Below are 16,285 nucleotides of genomic sequence, written 5' to 3'. Positions count from 1 at the left end.
AAAAACATGGGAAATACAGATATTCGCTGGATACAAAGATTTAACAATTTCAATAAGGCTTTTGCACAGTTGGAAAATGCTGTTGAAAAAGGTGATTATAGTGAACTTGAACGTCAGGGCCTGATTAAAGCATTTGAATTTACTTATGAACTAGCATGGAATACTTTAAAAGATTTTCTTGTAGAAGGTGGTTATGTTGATTTGGTTGGTTCAAAAGATACAATTAGATTAGCTTATAAAGTGGGTTTAATTGAAGATGGAGATAACTGGATGAATATGATTAAGAGCCGTAATTTAAGTTCGCATACTTACAATAAAGAGACAGCTGAGGAAATCCAAGACTCAATTCAAAATACTTATTATTTCTTATTCAAAGTATTTCAAGAGCGAATGCAAACAGAGATAGATACAACCAATTAAATTTGTGAAATAATAAGGTTTCAAAACTCTTATCAATATGCAATACGGACTTACAAATAAACAGCTTAATGAAATATTAGATATTATTACTGCAAATCCTGCTGTTGAAGAAGCGATATTATTTGGTTCAAGAGCAAAAGGGAATTACAGAAAAGGAAGTGATGTTGATATTGCTCTAAAAGGAGAAAATTTAACATTAACAGATGTTTTGCATATTGATAACCAACTTGATGATACTTATTTGCCTTATACTTTTGATATTATTCTGTATCGTCATATTAATGACCCAGATGTTATTGAACATATTAACAGAGTAGGTATTGATATTTTAAAAAAGGCAGAGATACAACATGAATAAATACAATTAATATTTAATGAGTCTTTATTCAAAAATAAAAGAACATTCAGCCCCGATAAACGTTTTAAGTTTATCGGGCTTTTTTATGCAAACTATAATTCAATGATAGAATCACTTATCTTTGCATTGAACAATTCACAAATCCATGTCAACTACTCAAACTTTAAATAACCTGATTGAAAATGGCAATCGTTATGCCAATTCTTTAACTGAATATTCTCGTAGAAAAACTATTACTGTCAATGTTGGCGATGTACCGATGGGTTCTGATTATCCAATCAGAGTACAATCTATGACAACTATTGATACTTTAGATACAATAGGCTCAGTTGAACAAACCATTAGAATGGTTGAATCTGGTTGCGAATATGTGCGCATTACTGCACCATCAGTGAAGGAAGCTCAGAATTTAGATAATATCCGTAAAGAATTAAGAGTAAGAGGCTATAGTGTTCCCTTAGTAGCAGATATTCACTTTACACCTAATGCAGCAGAATTAGCAGCAAGATTAGTTGAAAAAGTAAGAATTAATCCTGGAAATTATGCAGATAAAAAACGTTTTGAAACGATTGATTATACAGAAATTGGTTATCAAGTAGAATTAGATAGAATCAGAGATAAGTTTTTGCCTTTAGTAAATATCTGTAAAGAGTACGGCACGGCAATGCGTATTGGTACAAATCATGGTTCTTTGAGTGATAGAATTTTAAGTAGGTATGGCGATACTCCACTAGGAATGGTAGAATCGGCTTTGGAATTTTTAAGAATCTGTGAAGATGAAAATTACTTCAATATCGTACTTTCAATGAAAGCTTCAAATACACAAGTAATGGTGGAAGCTTACAGGTTATTATGTAAAAAACTGAATGAAGAAGGTTTAAAAGCCTATCCATTACATTTAGGTGTAACAGAAGCAGGTGAAGGAGAAGACGGTAGAATTAAATCTGCTGTAGGAATTGGTACTTTATTAGAAGATGGTTTGGGCGATACCGTAAGAGTATCACTAACAGAAGATCCAGAATTTGAAGCACCAGTAGCCAAAGCTTTGATTGATAGATATTCAAACAGAAAAGAGAAATCAACTATAATTTCAGCATTTACACCAACTCAGCACTCAGCACTCAGCACTCAAAACTCATTCGATTCTCCAATTAATCCATTCCAGTATTTTAGAAGAAATACGCATGAAGTGGCAAATTTCGGAGGACATAATGTGCCAAGAGTAATTGCTGATTATTCTAAGATTGAAGTTTCTGAACATGAAGATTTAAAATCAATTGGTCATTTTTATTTGCCTTTACCAGATAAATGGACGATGAATGATTTAGGTGCAGATTATATTTATACAGCTAAAAATCCTGCAAAATATATGTTGCCAATGGGTTTAAAAGAAATTTTAGACGCATCCCTTTGGGCTGAACAAAATGATAAACTCAATAAATTCCCATTGTTTGGTATTGAAGCTTATCAAGAAAACACAGAAAAACATACTACTTTAAATTTTTTAAGTATCAGCTTAATAGATTTGACAGAAGAGTTAATTCGACAAATTAAAGCTGATAAAACATTAGTATTAGCAGTAGAAACAAGCAATGAACACGCTATGCCAGCATTGCGTCGTTTATTTTTTGAATTGATAAATCAAGAAATAAGTACTCCAGCAGTTTTGGTAAGAAAATATGATAATCTACCAGAAAGTGATTTTCAATTATTTTCAGCGACTGATTGTGGAGGATTATTAATCGATGGTTTTGGTGATGGAATTCTTTTACAATTGCCTGATTTATCAGCAAAAGCTGAACTAATCACTAAAGCAAAAAGTTACAATTCAACAGCCTTTGGTATTTTGCAAGCCGCTCGTACTCGTATGAGTAAAACTGAGTATATTTCTTGTCCTTCTTGTGGCAGAACTTTATTCGACTTGCAAGAAACAACTGCGATGATTCGTAAACGTACCGAGCATTTGAAAGGTGTAAAAATCGGAATTATGGGTTGTATCGTAAACGGTCCGGGTGAAATGGCTGATGCAGATTATGGTTATGTTGGTGTTGGAAAAGATAAGATTGCTTTATATCGTGGACAAAACGTGGTAAAAAAATCTGTTCATGCAGATAATGCCGTAAATGAATTGATAGAAATCATCAAAGAGGATGGCGTTTGGTTTGAAGCAGTAAATGCTTTGGAGCTGTGAGCATTGAGCTATGAGCTTTAAGTTATGAATTCTGTCATTTCTATGTAGATTAATACTCGACCAATAAAATTCAAGGAAAGTAAAAAAGCTCAAAGCTGGTAGCTCATAGCTCAAAACTAACTAATAGCTTAAAGCTAATAGCCATTCAATATAAAAAACAAAGCCATGTCAAAATTGAAAGACCAGTTTAAATTAGGAGAAGCTTTTGGATACTTCTTTAGAATATTCAGCAAACCAGATCCATCAAAGCCAACTAATTTTAACATCAAAACCATGCACATTATCAATAAAATATCAATTTTGATGTTTTTAATGTGTTTGATTGTAATGATTTATAGAGCATTCTTTAGATAAACGCATTTCAGATTTGACAACTTTCAAAAAAGTTGTCAAATCTATAACATAAGCAAAACTAAAACCTTATGATTTAATACAATGAATATTGAAGAATTTAGAGATTTTTGTCTTTCGATGAAAGGCGTGACAGAAGAATTACCTTTTGGTCCAGATACTTTGGTTTATAAAGTAATGGGCAAAATGTTTGCTTTAACAGGTCTTGATTCAGAAGTATTCACGATTAATCTAAAATGTGACCCTGATAGAGCGATTCAATTGCGTGAAGAATTTCATTACATTATTCCGGGTTATCACATGAACAAAAAACATTGGAACACTGTCAATGCAGATATTGCTTCAACAGTACAAGTAAAAGAATTAACAGAACATTCTTATCAGCTAGTAGTTTCAAGCTTACCTAAAAAAGTACAAGTAGAATTTCAAAATTTATAAGTGTTATGGAATGGATATTACTGTTTTTCTTCCTACCATTTGTGCTGACCATGATGTTTTTCAATTGGTTAGAAGAAAAGCTATTTAACTTTCGTGACCGTGAAAAATTAGGAGAAGGCGAAAGATTACTTCACGAAAATAAATTTGTTGAAGCACAAGCATTCTTTACTGAAAAACTAAAGTACTTTCCCAAATCAGCCAAAGCCTATTTTTATAGAAGTAAAGCAAACTTTATGCTTAAAAATTACTTCTCAGCATTGTATGACATCGAACAATCAATTTCATTTGATAATACCATTGGAGAAGCTTATGTAATTAAAGGGAAAGTCCTTTATCAATTAAAAGAATATGATAAAGCCTTTTTAGAGTTCGATAAAGCAGATTGGTATTTCAGAAGTGAAAATCCAGAAACTTTACGTTGGCGTGGAATGGCTCGTTATTGCATCGGTCAAATAGAAAATGCCATCAATGATTTCAAAAGAGCCGTTGATTTAGGAGATGAAGATGCTGATTATATTCTCAGAACAAAATTCGAATATTTAAAAAAGAAGTATTAATCTATCAGCGATAGATTAAATACTTCTTTCTCATTTCTTTGTATTCAGATAATTGAGGTTCCCAAGAATCTTGAATTTCTTTTACCGATTTACCTTCAATAATTTGCTTTCTGAATTCAGAATTCCCTACCAAAACATCAATATTAAGCATTTGGTCACTTTGGGTTTTATCAAAGAATTTATCTTTGAAAGGATAAATTTGATAAAAATCAATCATCCATTGAATATTGATTCTTTTACTCTTTCTCAGTATTTCAATATCGTAATTTCTGAAATCTATCCCGAAACATTCTTGATTCAAATGCAAAGGCGTTTCACTCATTCCTTTAATACTTTTTGGTGTAAATGAAAAACTATAAATACCTTTCAGCGCAGGACTTCCCAAAACAGTAAAAGGAAAATAAGTCCCTCTTCCCTGACTAATAATAGTCCCTTCAAACAAACAAGTAATTGGATACAACATCACACTTTGTTGTGTATTCAAATTTGGAGAAGGTTTTACGGGCAAAGTATAAGGAGTGTCATGCGTATAATTCTTCACAGGAATGATTTTAAGCTTGCAAATCATTTTATTGGGTAACCAGCCTTCTCCATTAATCATTTGAGCGAATTCAGCAATTGTCATTCCATGAGCAATTGGAATTGGGAATTTACCAACACCCGACTTTAAACGCATATCCAAAATTGGTCCATCCACTAAATAACCGTTTGGGTTCGGTCTATCTAAAATCAATAATTCTTTATTATTTTCAGCACAAGCCTCCATTACATCCTTCAAAACGTTGATATAAGTATAAAATCTGCAACCCACATCTTGAATATCAAAAATCATTAAATCGACATCTTTTAAATCATCAGCTGAAGGTTTTCTTTTAGAACCATATAATGAAATTACTTTAATGCCTGTATTTGGGTCTTTCTCATCACTTATTTTAGCCCCAGCACTTGCATTGCCTCTAAAACCATGTTCAGGTCCAAATACTTTTACCACATTAATTCCAGAAGCTAACAAACTATCCACCAAATGTTTTTCACCAATAATACTTGTTGGGTTAGCCAGAATCGCTATTCTTTTATGCTTTAAATAAGAGAAATATTGATTGGTTTGCTCTGCAGCAGTTTGGACAGGTTTGGATTTAAATCCCAAAGAAGCATTGTCTTTCTGAATGGAATTACTCTTTATCCCAAAAATACTAAGTGTTACGATAAGGGCTATCAATTGAAATATTTTCATAGTTTTTGATGAAGTTGGAAAACAAAATATATTTAGGTCTTATTAAAAGATTAAGTAGTTTAAGCTTCCTCATTTTTCCAATTAGCTGGTGAATTAATTCACCAGCTAATTGAAAATGTATTATTTCACAGGTTTAAGTAGCTTAATTACCTCTACCTTTCCATAAAACAAACACTTCCCCCAACCCAATCAAAATCTTTATTGAAGCGTACTCCAATCATTTCTCCTCTTGAAAGTCGGGCTAAATTACTTAATAATATTGGTCTGGCTTCGTCTTTTTTCCAGATATATAACATTCTGATTTCGCATTTTACTGAACTTCCATCAGTGGTTTGTATGACGGGTTCATACTTTACTTTTTTCTGTAAAATATAATTTTCAGGGTCTGGAATTGACGCTAAATCACTTTTATCAATATTGATTTTCACGCCTGTTCCTGCAAAAGAGAATAAAGGTTTTAGCACATATTCGGATAAATTTTCTGGAAATTCGCCATCATAATCACTCAAAAACTTACATGAAGGAATGTAAGGATTTTTCAAAAATGGCATAGTGTATTTACTAATTCTAAAAAACCAATTCGGGTGACCAATCCATTCTACTTCAACATCGTCTGTTAAATTAAAATCTGTTTTTAAATCTGGAAAATTAGTTAAATCATCAAATATCAAACGATTGTAAATTCTATCAATTGGCGTTTTTACACCTTCATTGAGATAAAAAAGCTTTTTACCTTCCTTGATAATTTTAGTAAGACAAACGGCTTTTACTCCAATCAATTTTTCTGTTACTTCAAAATCAACTCTTGTTTTTTGTTTTTCAGGATAAATCTCTAAAATGATTACATTTTCAGGTGTTGAATCGCCAACAATCAATTGATAAAATTCTTCTATATAAGCTTTTCTATCAAAACTATTGAACATAAAGTCATAGTTTTCAGGAAGTTGATAATGCTTTTGAAAAGTTTCTGAAAGTAAATATTGAAAACCAAAAAGTGAAGGAAAACCTTGTAATTCAATCAATTGGGGAACGAAATCACCTTGCTCATTTTGACAAACAGCAAAGTCTATCGCTAAAAATGAAGTATGCTTATTTTCATTAGGAACATTTTGATGTGCAGGAATTGCTTTATCTGTTTTAGCCTTAAAATCATCTTGTGCAATCACATCTATAATACTTTCACAAGTACTAATAAGCTTATCTTTCAGACTTTTAGGCACAAAAACTGGCGTTTCAGCGACTCTAAATTCAATTGAATCTTGAGTCGCTTTATTCAAATCTGCCAAAAAGTATTGATATTTTTCTTGAGAAAAAGATTGGTTAAATGAAGCTCTAATGTCTTTTTGCATAAAAAGAGTATGTTTAAAACAATTTATGCCATTTCCCCCAGAACTAATTGTTGACTAATGGTAGAATAGGCTTTTTCAAGAAATGTTGGAATGATGATAGATTCTGTCAACATGATTTTATCTGGGTCATCAAGCTTTGTAATCATGTCATTATACTTCTCAATTCCATGCGTTTTTATCACTGCTTTACGTTTTTCATCAGATGACAGCAATTTTAGCATTCCTTGTGCATCAGCTTCTGGATGAAATTGCGTACCAAATACTTCTTTTGAAAAACGAATTGCCATAATGGCACGCTCTAAATTTACGTGTGGACGTTCTTTTTCCATGCGTAAAATCTGTACTCCTAACTCTTTAATAATCTTCAAATTAGGACTAACCAATTGATAATCACGAGAATCTACTACAAAAAATGGTTCTGGTAATCCTTCAAACAATGATTCTTTGATGGTTTTATCAATTGGATTCACTGGGAAAACTCCAAATGAAGTACTTTTTCGTTTCGTTACTTTCCCAATTTCTAAATGACGAGCCACTAATTGAAACGAATGACAAATCAAGAACATGAACTTAGGAGTACTTTCGCCGTTTAAAACCTCTTCTGATTTATTATGCTCAAAAATTGAATCAATCAAGGCAAAATAAGGTTTTTCCCAAGCTTCATCCGAAGGAAGCGGACTTCCCGGTCCTCCTGAAGAAATATAAATATCGTGTTCCAAACTTGGAATTTCAGTATTGGCACGAACATTAAAAACCTCCGTAATTACTTCAATATTTTTTTGCGTTCTGAATTCGTTAATCAAATTAATGATACAACGCATACCTTCTCCGGCTACGTTGTCGTACATATCTAAAACGGCTATTTTTAGTGGTTTTTCAAGCGAAATATTTTGCATCGTAAATTTGTTGATGTGGAAATTTATCAAAGATTTAATCTTTAATTAATCATAAAAACAACGCAATTTACGAAAAACAGCCTTAAAATCAATCAATTACAGAAAACAACGATAAATTTAACATTGAAACTTTCATTCATTAAATGCCAAATTTTGTTTCTTGTACGATATAATCCACTACACTTTTCAAGTCATTGGTTTCTTCAAATACTGCTAATTGTCGGTCGGCACCAGTGCCATTTTTTAAGATTTCTTTGATATATGCTACTTCTTGACGACTGCCTAATTCATCCAAAACATCATCCACAAAATCTAATAATTCATCACATAAATCACTGTAAGGTACTTCTTCTTGTTTTCCGAAATCAATCAATTTTGCTTGAATTCCATAACGGGCAGCTCGCCATTTATTTTCATTAATTAATACTTTACGGTACGACCTAAAATTCAAGTTTTGCTTCATCAATTTGTAAATCTTAGCGACCAAGGCTTGCATCAGAGCTGCCAAACAAATGGTTTCATCTACTCGCATCGGAATATCACAAATCCTAAATTCAATCGTATTATAATATGGATGCAAACGAATATCCCACCAGATTTTCTTGCCACTATCAATACATTTTGTTTTTACTAACAAATCAATGTATTCGTCGTACTCATTAGCAGAAGCAAAAAATTCAGGAATACCCGTTCTTGGAAATTTATCAAATACTTTTGAACGATACGATTTAAAACCAGTATTTCTACCGCACCAAAAAGGCGAATTCGTAGAAAGCGCATAAATATGCGGTAAAAAATAACGAACAGCGTTCAATATTTGAATGCCTTCGTTACGAGTTTGAATACCTACATGAACGTGCAAACCAAAAATCAAATTTCCACGAGCCACATCACGCATTTCATCAATTAATGAATCATAATGTGGACTTGGAGTAATGAGCTGGTCTTGCCAATCTGAAAATGGATGTGTTCCAGCGGCAGCAACTAGAAGATTGTTTTGGTCTGCGAGGTCGATAATATGTCGTCTTAATTCTGTTACTTCTGCCCTTGCCTCTTGAATATTATGACAAATATTCGTTCCAACCTCCACAACAGCTTGGTGCATTTCTGCTTTTACTCTTTCTTGTAGGATAATTTGACCGCCCTCAACAATCTTACTCATGTGCGAGCGCAATTCACGAGTTACAGGGTCAATCGTTTGAAACTCCTCTTCAATTCCAATGGTAAATAAAGGCATAATTTAGAAGGTTTAAGGGCTTTAAAGGGAATCATAATGATTCCCTTCTTCAACATGATTATTTTTTACTTTCAATAATACCAGTTCTTGGACTTCCTGCAATCGACGAAGTGAGAAATGTTCCCCAAGTAAGATTATCCTTACCGGGTTTATGCTTTTTAGCACGGTCAATCGCTACTTTTGCAGCGGTTTCTACAACCCAATCAAAGTTTTCTTGTCCAACAGAATTAATATCTGCATCTGGAGCAGGATTACAAAAATCAATGGCATAAGGAATTCCGTCTTTTATCGCAAATTCTACAGTATTGAAATCATAACCTAAAGCTTTGTTCAGTCGAATCACATAATCTTTCACAGTTGCCAATAATTTCTTAGCAGCTGGTCCTGTTGGCATTTCGGCTACATAGCGTAAATGATGTGGATTTCTGGGTTCATAAGGCATTATTCTTACTTCTTTTCCACCAATGCAATAGCAACGGAAGTAGTCAGTAAAAGTAATTTCTTCTTGCAAAAGCATGACTAATTGGTCGGTTTCGTCGTAAGCAGAAAACAATTCATCTGGATTTCTTACTTTATAAACACTTTTCCAACCTCCGCCAGAATGTGGTTTCATATAGGCAGGGAAACCGATATAATCAAACATTTCGCCCCAAGGCAAAGGAAATTTCAGGTTTCTAAAAGAGGATTCAGCAGTATCCGTCGGACGTTCTTTTGAAGGCAACAATACTGTTTTAGGAACAGGAACACCTACACTCAATGCCAAAGCATTATTGAAAAATTTCTCATCAGCCGACCACCAGAAAGGATTATTGATAACCGCTGTACCAGTCAAGGCTGTATTTTTAAGCATTGCTCTATAAAAAGGAACATCTTGAGAAATACGATCTATAATTACATCATATCCGCTAGATTCCCCTTGTATTACTTTTTCTACCACCATTCGCTCTGCTGTAATGCCCGTAGGTGCTATTTGATTGACTCTTTCAACAAACGCTTCTGGAAATGAAGATTCCATTCCGTGAAGGATACCAATTTTTTTCATAATGTTTAAATTCAATTTTACAGGTTTGATGAATGAAATTAGTTGAGCGATTTCATCACGCTAATAATTATTAATTAAATTCTGTTTAAATATTCTGGGAACATTTCACGCCAAATATCCCAATCGTGTGTGCCATGCCAACGAATATCCAACCAATGATTAATTTTCTTATTACTCAAAATTTTAGAAAGGCGTTCTGTTTCAGGTTTACAAAAATCTGCATTGCAAGTTCCTAAAACGATGTTCATTTGCCATAAATCTGCTTGAGTAGCATTGGGCAAATAATCAGGCGGATTGTTGAAATATACATTTTCGTTATAAAAGCCATTTAAAAATGAGCGAATATCAAAAGCAGCTCCCATCGTAAAAAGATGAGAAACTTTATCTGGATGACGAAAAGCAAAATTTGCAGCATGAAAACCACCAAAACTACAACCCGCAACTGCTACTTTTGAAGTATTACATTCACGCATGATGGCAGGAATCAATTCATCATTTAAATATTGGTCATAATAAATGTGGTTTTGAATACGCTCTGAAGGATGCAGATGTTTGCCATACCAAGAGTATTTATCGATACTGTCTGGACAATAAATTTTTACTTTCCCTTCTTCTATTTGCCTTCTTGCCGATTCTATCAGTTTAAAATCTTTTGCTTCATAATATCGTCCCATTGTGGTAGGAAAGACGATTACCGGATAGCCCCAATTGCCAAAAATCAATAATTCATTATCTGCTCCGAGATGATGAGAGTAATACTTGATATAACGTTCTTGCATTTTGATGGTGAGGGTTTTGCATGATGTTAAAAAATATTCACAGCTAGATTTAGAGTATTTTCGTATAGCTATAAAATTACCATTTGTCAAAAATTATATCCGTTTCGGCATTTTACAAAGATTTCCATCTTTATGTAGAATCTTTACTCTAAAATAGAAACTGTTTTTAACTTTCAAAACAAAAATTAGAATAATTTCTCTGTGAAATATTTAACAATTTGTTTATTTTCGAGAATAATCCTAAAATTGGCAATCCTGAAATGACGATATATTCACAAAATACTTCCCCTGAAATCATTCAAATCGAAGATAATATTTATTCTGCCTATTTAAATAGAACTGTTAAGCTCACTTTGATATATCCTAAAAAAAATAATTCTCTTCAACTTGTTATTTTTAACGATGGTCAAGATTTTGAATCTTTAAAAATCAGACAATGGATTGCCTCATTAAGCGATGAAAACAAAATTTCTCCGATTCTTTGTGTAGGGATTCATGCCAACGAAGAAAGATTACAAGAATATGGAACGGCTTCGCAAGCAGATTATAAAAACAGAGGAAACAAAGCGCATCAACATTCAAACTTCGTTTTGAAAGAATTGTTACCTTATTTGGAAAATACTTTTTTAGTATCTTCTGAAAATAAAGTAATGGCTGGTTTTTCTTTAGGCGGACTTTCGGCAATGGATATTGCTTGGAATTCGCCAAAAGTATTTACCAAAGTAGGCGTATTTTCGGGTGCGTTATGGTGGAGACAAAAATCTGAAGAAGATGGTTATACCGACGAAAATGATAGAATTATTCATAATATTGTCAGAAAAGGGAATTATCACCAAAATCAACAATTTTGGTTTGAAGCTGGTACCAACGACGAAACTTCAGACAGAAATCATAATGGTATTATTGACGCCATCGACGATACTTTAGATTTGATGAAAGAGTTAGAAAAACACGGTTATCAGAAAAATAAAGACATTATTTACAGACAAGTAGAAGGCGGCGAGCATAATCAACAAACTTGGAGTAAAGTAATGCCCGAATTTCTTACTTGGGCAATCGGGAAATAAAATCATTAGTCTAAATCATCAATATGATAAGTACTGATGATTTTTTTCAAACGGCTGATGTATTGAGATTTGGGTAGCGTTGTATAACCTAAATCGACTAAATGTCCCATAAATTTTTCAACAGCCTCCGCTTCTTCCATTCCTTTTTTCATGTTTTCTTGATAAGTTCTTACTGCTGGCGAATAATCATTTCGCCATTTTCCAGTTTTGTGCATTAGCAGTTCTTCCATAAAAAAATCGAAACATTCTTCTCTAGAATTAAATTTTTTGTACCAATTTCCTACTTCACCAGCATAAGCTTGTCGGGTATATTGATAAGCTTGCGCACGATCTTTTGTCCAATCTTTTAAGCCAAAAAAGTTATTGGCATTCATCGCCAATTCACTTTTTCCATAACCACTTTCTAAAGCTGCCATCGCAATTACTACACTGGTCGGGAGATTGTTCTTTTTGCAACGCTCAACAAGATACAGTGAAATTTCATTGATAAAAATTTGTGCATCCGAAATCACAGGTTGATTTGGTTTTACTACTTTTTTACTTTTCACCACTGACTTTTTTGCCACTGGTGTTGGAATACTCTTTTGTGGAATCACAACTACCACTAAACCTTTGATTTTTTTCGTTTGCTTGTTCCCATCTTTCTCACCAACAAAAACCAATTCCTTCTCTCCTTTTGTTGCAAACTTAATTTTCACAATCGCTTTTTTATTGACAAACTTGGCAGTTCCTAACACAACATTATCAGAAAGGACTTTCACTTGGTTTATTTTTTCAAAAGCTTCAAATTGAAATTGGGTAGAGTCACCCAGACTTACAACATCTTTATAATTTACCTTGAAATCACTATTTTCATTCGAGTGTTTTACTATTGTATGCCGATGGCAACTCTGTATCAATAAACCCAATAATAAACTCAATGAAGTATAAACTAAGATTTTTGCACGCATTATGTTTAAATTTAAAATCAACCCATGAAATAACATTTAAATAATTCTGGGTTTAACTACGATAAAACAAGGATTTAAGATTTTTTAAGAAAGCATTTTATCCCTTAGCCATGCTTTTCTTTTAACTTGCACTTTTAAAACATGATTAATTCACCTCAAATTGCTGATTATGAACAAGTTTATTAAAAACCTCTCAACTACTTTATTGTTTACGCTCTTCTTTAGCTCCTTTGCTTGGAGTACTGGAATCAAAGGAACCGTTAAAAATACAAAAAATGAATTACTTTCCTTTGCTTCAATCATTATTAAAGAATCTGGGAAAGGCACAATGGCAAATGAAGATGGCAAGTACGAACTTACTTTAGCCGCTGGCACATACACCATCATCTACCAATTTTTAGGACACAAAACACTTGAAAAGAAAGTAACTGTTGCCAATGAAATTATTAATGTTGATGCAATTTTAGAGGAACAATCCATCAGTCTAAAAGAAGTAGAATTCTCAGCCAAAAGCGAAGACCCAGCTTATACTATTATGCGAAAAGCCATTTCGATGGCTCGTTTCAAAATTTTAGAAATCAACGAATTTTCTGCCAGAACCTATGTAAAAGGTACTGGACAAGTAAGTGAAGTTTCTGCTTTGATGAAAGCTATTGCAGGCAAAAAAATTGAAAAAGAATCAGGCTTGAAAATTGGACAAGTATATGTTTTGGAATCAATCAATGAAATTAATGTAAAACAACCTTCGGTAGTGAAGGAAAAAGTAATTTCTACCAGAAACAACTTACCGAAGCAATTACAAAGTCAGGGTACAAACTTTATTCCTGTTTCTCGTACCAATTTCTATAATCCAAAACCTTTTGGCGATATGGTTTCGCCACTTTCTCCAGTAGCATTGGCTTATTATAAATTCAAATACGAAGGTTTTTTTACTGAAAATGGACAAACGGTTAATAAAATAAGAGTAACGCCTAAATCAAGAAATGGAAATGTTTTTGAAGGAATTATTAATATCATCGAAGATTCTTGGTACATCCATAGTTTAGATTTGCGCTTTAGTGATGATAATACTTCTAACAGCGTAAAAATGATTTATGCCCCCAACAAAGAAATTTGGTTGCCCATCAATTATACTTTTCGTTCAGATTTTGATGCTTTTGGTTTTAAAGGTTTCTTTAATTATGTAACCAACGTTAGAAATTATACGGTATCAGTTAATGAGAAGTATCATCAAAAACCCGTTGTAATTGATGAGAAAATAGACAAAGCCGAAGCAAAATCGTTAAAAGGTGAAAAAGTAAATAGTAAAATAGCACTCAGCCAAAAACAAGTAACTCGGAAGCAACTGAATAAATTCTTGAAAGAAGCAGAGAAAGAAGACAAAAAAGATAGAAAGAAAAAGGGCGAAGATGTAGATTTGGTTCGTTCTTATAACATTGAAATTGATAGTCTTCATAATAAACGAAATGCTGATTTCTGGAATGAAGAAAGACAAATACCACTTACTCCATTAGAAATAAAAGGCTACGCTCAGGCTGATAGCATTGCACAAACCAATGAAGAGCAATTCAAAAAAGATTCTGTTCGAAATTTGCCTGCTTTCAAATTTTCTCATTTGATTTTTGGAAAAACTTATAACTATGGCAAAAGAGATAATCTATTCGGTTTTCATCAGAAATCGCTTACTTATAGTTCTCCATTGATTCAGCTTCCTGCTTTAGATTTTGTGAATAGTGTTGATGGATATTTCCTACAAGGTTCTTTAAGATACGACATTCGTGAAAAACTAACCAGAAGAGAATCCTTTTATGGAGATTTAAGATACGCTTTGGGTAGAAAAGCTTTAAACTGGAATCTTGGATATTATTATTTAAAAAATCAACATACTATTGAAATCAAAACGGGTAGATACATTCAACAATTTAACAATGAAAACCCTATTTCTACGCCAGCCAATACTATTTATACGATGTTGGCAGAAAGAAATTATCAGAAAATTTACCAGAAAGATTATATCAGTGCAGAATACAGAAATCGACTTTCTGAAAAAATAACCATCGTAGCCAGTGGGGAATATGCAGAAAGAAAGGCTTTAGAAAACCTAAGTACTTTCAAACCTTGGATTGATGTAAAAGATAGAGATTTCAGTCCGAACAATCCTACGAATAGTGAATTAGCCAATACTGCTTTTAACACCCATAAAAGCTTTTTGGCAGAAGCATTAATTGCTTGGAGACCTTTTGCCAAGAAACGCAAATTCAATGACAGAGAGTACACGATTAACGAAGGAAATCCTATTTTTAGAGTAAAATCAACCAATGGATTATTGACTGAAAGTAAATTTTCACGTTTACAAGGTTCTTATGAACAGTTTTTTGATTTAGAAAAATTAGGAAATTTACATATCCTTGCCAATTATGGAGGATACTTACAAAAACCAACGTACTTTATTGATTACCGTCATTTTAATGGTAATCAAACTATTCTTCGTTCATTCAGATTTGATGCTTATAGAAACTTAGATTATTATTTACACAGCACAACAGGTAATTATTTAGAAGTTTTTGCTCAACAAGATTTCAATAAATTATTGCTAACTCAAATTACTCCTTTAAGAATTTACGGTTTGAAAGAATCAATCTTTGCTAATTATTTAAAAGTACCTAATCAACAATTTGAATACCTAGAAGTTGGTTATGGTTTGTTAGGTCTTGGAAAATTATTTGGTTTAGAAGTAGTCGGTAATTTTGTGAATGGAAAATATGATGCTACGGTGTTGAGAATTAAGTTTAATCGATAATAGCTTTGAGCAATGAGCTACTAGCTTTGAGGTTATTTATATCTAAAAATTACAAAAAAAGCGGTCAAAAAACTAATTTTGACCGCTTTTTTTATTAGTATAAAGATTATTAAATCTCATTGCTTACAACTCACAGCTAAAAGCTATTGCAAAATCAACTGTCCACGAATTTCGCCTCCTGGTTTTGAAGCACTGTGGATATTAACATAGTAATTTCCAGCCATTAAATCTGTTTCTTGTTCTGCTGTTAATGCAGCTGTTGTACTACTAAAAGCAGTATTGAATGTTGTTCCCAAAGGAAAGATTACTGCACCATTTACACCAACCGCTCCTTTATGAATATGCCAAGCTGTTGGCGTAATTCCATTGTAGTTGATGGTGTAAGAAATAACTTTCGTAGTCTTATTATAAGTACCAACAAACGAACCTGTAGCTGTAGAAGTATTGGTGGGTACTTCTAATGAGCCATTGAGGCTAACATTGAATTTTACTTCTGGAGAAACTACTTCTTCATCTTTTTTACAAGAAGTAGCGAATAACAAAGCAGAGATTAAGAGCGTAAAGAGCGTTTTTTTCATAATATTTTTTGTTTAAGTGAATGTAAGACTTGCGCCTT

Annotated in this window: 16 protein-coding genes; 8 read left to right on the top strand and 8 right to left on the bottom strand. The window is 32.9% G+C overall.

What is annotated here, in order from left to right; all coding sequences use genetic code 11:
- Positions 1 to 6: 6 nt before the first annotated feature.
- From ABID42_RS11090 to ABID42_RS11065, 6 genes are all read left to right on the top strand, one after another.
- Entirely contained in the window at positions 7 to 420 is a 414-nt protein-coding gene (locus tag ABID42_RS11090; RefSeq protein WP_367283716.1) for a nucleotidyltransferase substrate binding protein, read from the top strand.
- A 37-nt stretch (positions 421 to 457) separates the two neighbouring features.
- Entirely contained in the window at positions 458 to 778 is a 321-nt protein-coding gene (locus tag ABID42_RS11085; RefSeq protein ID WP_367283715.1) for a nucleotidyltransferase family protein, read from the top strand.
- A 145-nt stretch (positions 779 to 923) separates the two neighbouring features.
- Complete coding sequence (gene ispG / locus ABID42_RS11080; RefSeq protein WP_367283714.1) at positions 924 to 2,969, top strand: (E)-4-hydroxy-3-methylbut-2-enyl-diphosphate synthase; 2,046 nt, start codon at positions 924 to 926, stop codon at positions 2,967 to 2,969.
- Positions 2,970 to 3,134: 165 nt separating this feature from the next.
- Entirely contained in the window at positions 3,135 to 3,323 is a 189-nt protein-coding gene (locus tag ABID42_RS11075; protein ID WP_323259047.1) for a DUF6728 family protein, read from the top strand.
- Positions 3,324 to 3,404: 81 nt separating this feature from the next.
- Positions 3,405 to 3,758, top strand: a complete 354-nt coding sequence (locus tag ABID42_RS11070; RefSeq protein WP_367283713.1) for an MmcQ/YjbR family DNA-binding protein — start codon at positions 3,405 to 3,407, stop codon at positions 3,756 to 3,758.
- Positions 3,759 to 3,763: 5 nt separating this feature from the next.
- A complete protein-coding gene (locus ABID42_RS11065; protein ID WP_367283712.1) occupies positions 3,764 to 4,315 on the top strand; it encodes a tetratricopeptide repeat protein in 552 nt (183 codons plus the stop codon).
- Between the two features lie 4 nt (positions 4,316 to 4,319).
- Here the strand turns inward: ABID42_RS11065 and ABID42_RS11060 are convergent, their stop codons facing one another.
- The 6 genes from ABID42_RS11060 to ABID42_RS11035 form a co-directional block, all read right to left on the bottom strand.
- The gene (locus ABID42_RS11060; protein WP_367283711.1) at positions 4,320 to 5,549 is read right to left on the bottom strand and encodes an exo-beta-N-acetylmuramidase NamZ family protein; all 1,230 of its coding nucleotides are present in this window, start codon (positions 5,547 to 5,549) and stop codon (positions 4,320 to 4,322) included.
- A gap of 152 nt (positions 5,550 to 5,701) precedes the next feature.
- Positions 5,702 to 6,898, bottom strand: a complete 1,197-nt coding sequence (locus ABID42_RS11055; protein WP_367283710.1) for a hypothetical protein — start codon at positions 6,896 to 6,898, stop codon at positions 5,702 to 5,704.
- A gap of 23 nt (positions 6,899 to 6,921) precedes the next feature.
- Positions 6,922 to 7,794, bottom strand: a complete 873-nt coding sequence (locus ABID42_RS11050; protein ID WP_367283709.1) for a type 1 glutamine amidotransferase — start codon at positions 7,792 to 7,794, stop codon at positions 6,922 to 6,924.
- Between the two features lie 139 nt (positions 7,795 to 7,933).
- On the bottom strand, positions 7,934 to 9,031 hold the full coding sequence (locus ABID42_RS11045) for a carboxylate-amine ligase (RefSeq protein ID WP_323259035.1): 1,098 nt from the start codon (positions 9,029 to 9,031) through the stop codon (positions 7,934 to 7,936).
- Positions 9,032 to 9,089: 58 nt separating this feature from the next.
- Positions 9,090 to 10,073 carry an ATP-grasp domain-containing protein gene (locus ABID42_RS11040; RefSeq protein ID WP_323259033.1) on the bottom strand — a complete coding sequence of 328 codons (984 nt, stop codon included), beginning with the start codon at positions 10,071 to 10,073 and terminating at the stop codon, positions 9,090 to 9,092.
- A 74-nt stretch (positions 10,074 to 10,147) separates the two neighbouring features.
- A complete protein-coding gene (locus tag ABID42_RS11035) occupies positions 10,148 to 10,852 on the bottom strand; it encodes an esterase family protein (RefSeq protein ID WP_323259031.1) in 705 nt (234 codons plus the stop codon).
- Between the two features lie 260 nt (positions 10,853 to 11,112).
- Between ABID42_RS11035 and ABID42_RS11030 the strand changes: the two genes are divergently transcribed.
- Entirely contained in the window at positions 11,113 to 11,919 is an 807-nt protein-coding gene (locus ABID42_RS11030) for an alpha/beta hydrolase (protein ID WP_367283708.1), read from the top strand.
- A gap of 5 nt (positions 11,920 to 11,924) precedes the next feature.
- On the opposite strand, the gene ABID42_RS11025 is transcribed toward ABID42_RS11030, so the two are convergent.
- The gene (locus tag ABID42_RS11025) at positions 11,925 to 12,869 is read right to left on the bottom strand and encodes a glucosaminidase domain-containing protein (RefSeq protein ID WP_367283707.1); all 945 of its coding nucleotides are present in this window, start codon (positions 12,867 to 12,869) and stop codon (positions 11,925 to 11,927) included.
- A gap of 169 nt (positions 12,870 to 13,038) precedes the next feature.
- On the opposite strand from ABID42_RS11025, the gene ABID42_RS11020 reads away from it, so the two are divergent.
- Positions 13,039 to 15,669 carry a DUF5686 and carboxypeptidase regulatory-like domain-containing protein gene (locus ABID42_RS11020; RefSeq protein WP_367283706.1) on the top strand — a complete coding sequence of 877 codons (2,631 nt, stop codon included), beginning with the start codon at positions 13,039 to 13,041 and terminating at the stop codon, positions 15,667 to 15,669.
- A gap of 143 nt (positions 15,670 to 15,812) precedes the next feature.
- Here ABID42_RS11020 and ABID42_RS11015 read toward each other — a convergent pair whose 3' ends face one another.
- Positions 15,813 to 16,247, bottom strand: coding sequence for a CHRD domain-containing protein (locus ABID42_RS11015; protein WP_367283705.1), 435 nt, complete (start codon positions 16,245 to 16,247; stop codon positions 15,813 to 15,815).
- Between the last annotated feature and the right edge of the window lie 38 nt (positions 16,248 to 16,285).

This window comes from Arcicella rosea (assembly GCF_040543805.1).
In the GTDB taxonomy this organism is placed as follows: domain Bacteria; phylum Bacteroidota; class Bacteroidia; order Cytophagales; family Spirosomataceae; genus Arcicella; species Arcicella rosea.
The sequence above is the reverse complement of the archived record's forward strand: the minus strand, read 5'-3'. Positions and strand labels throughout refer to the sequence as shown.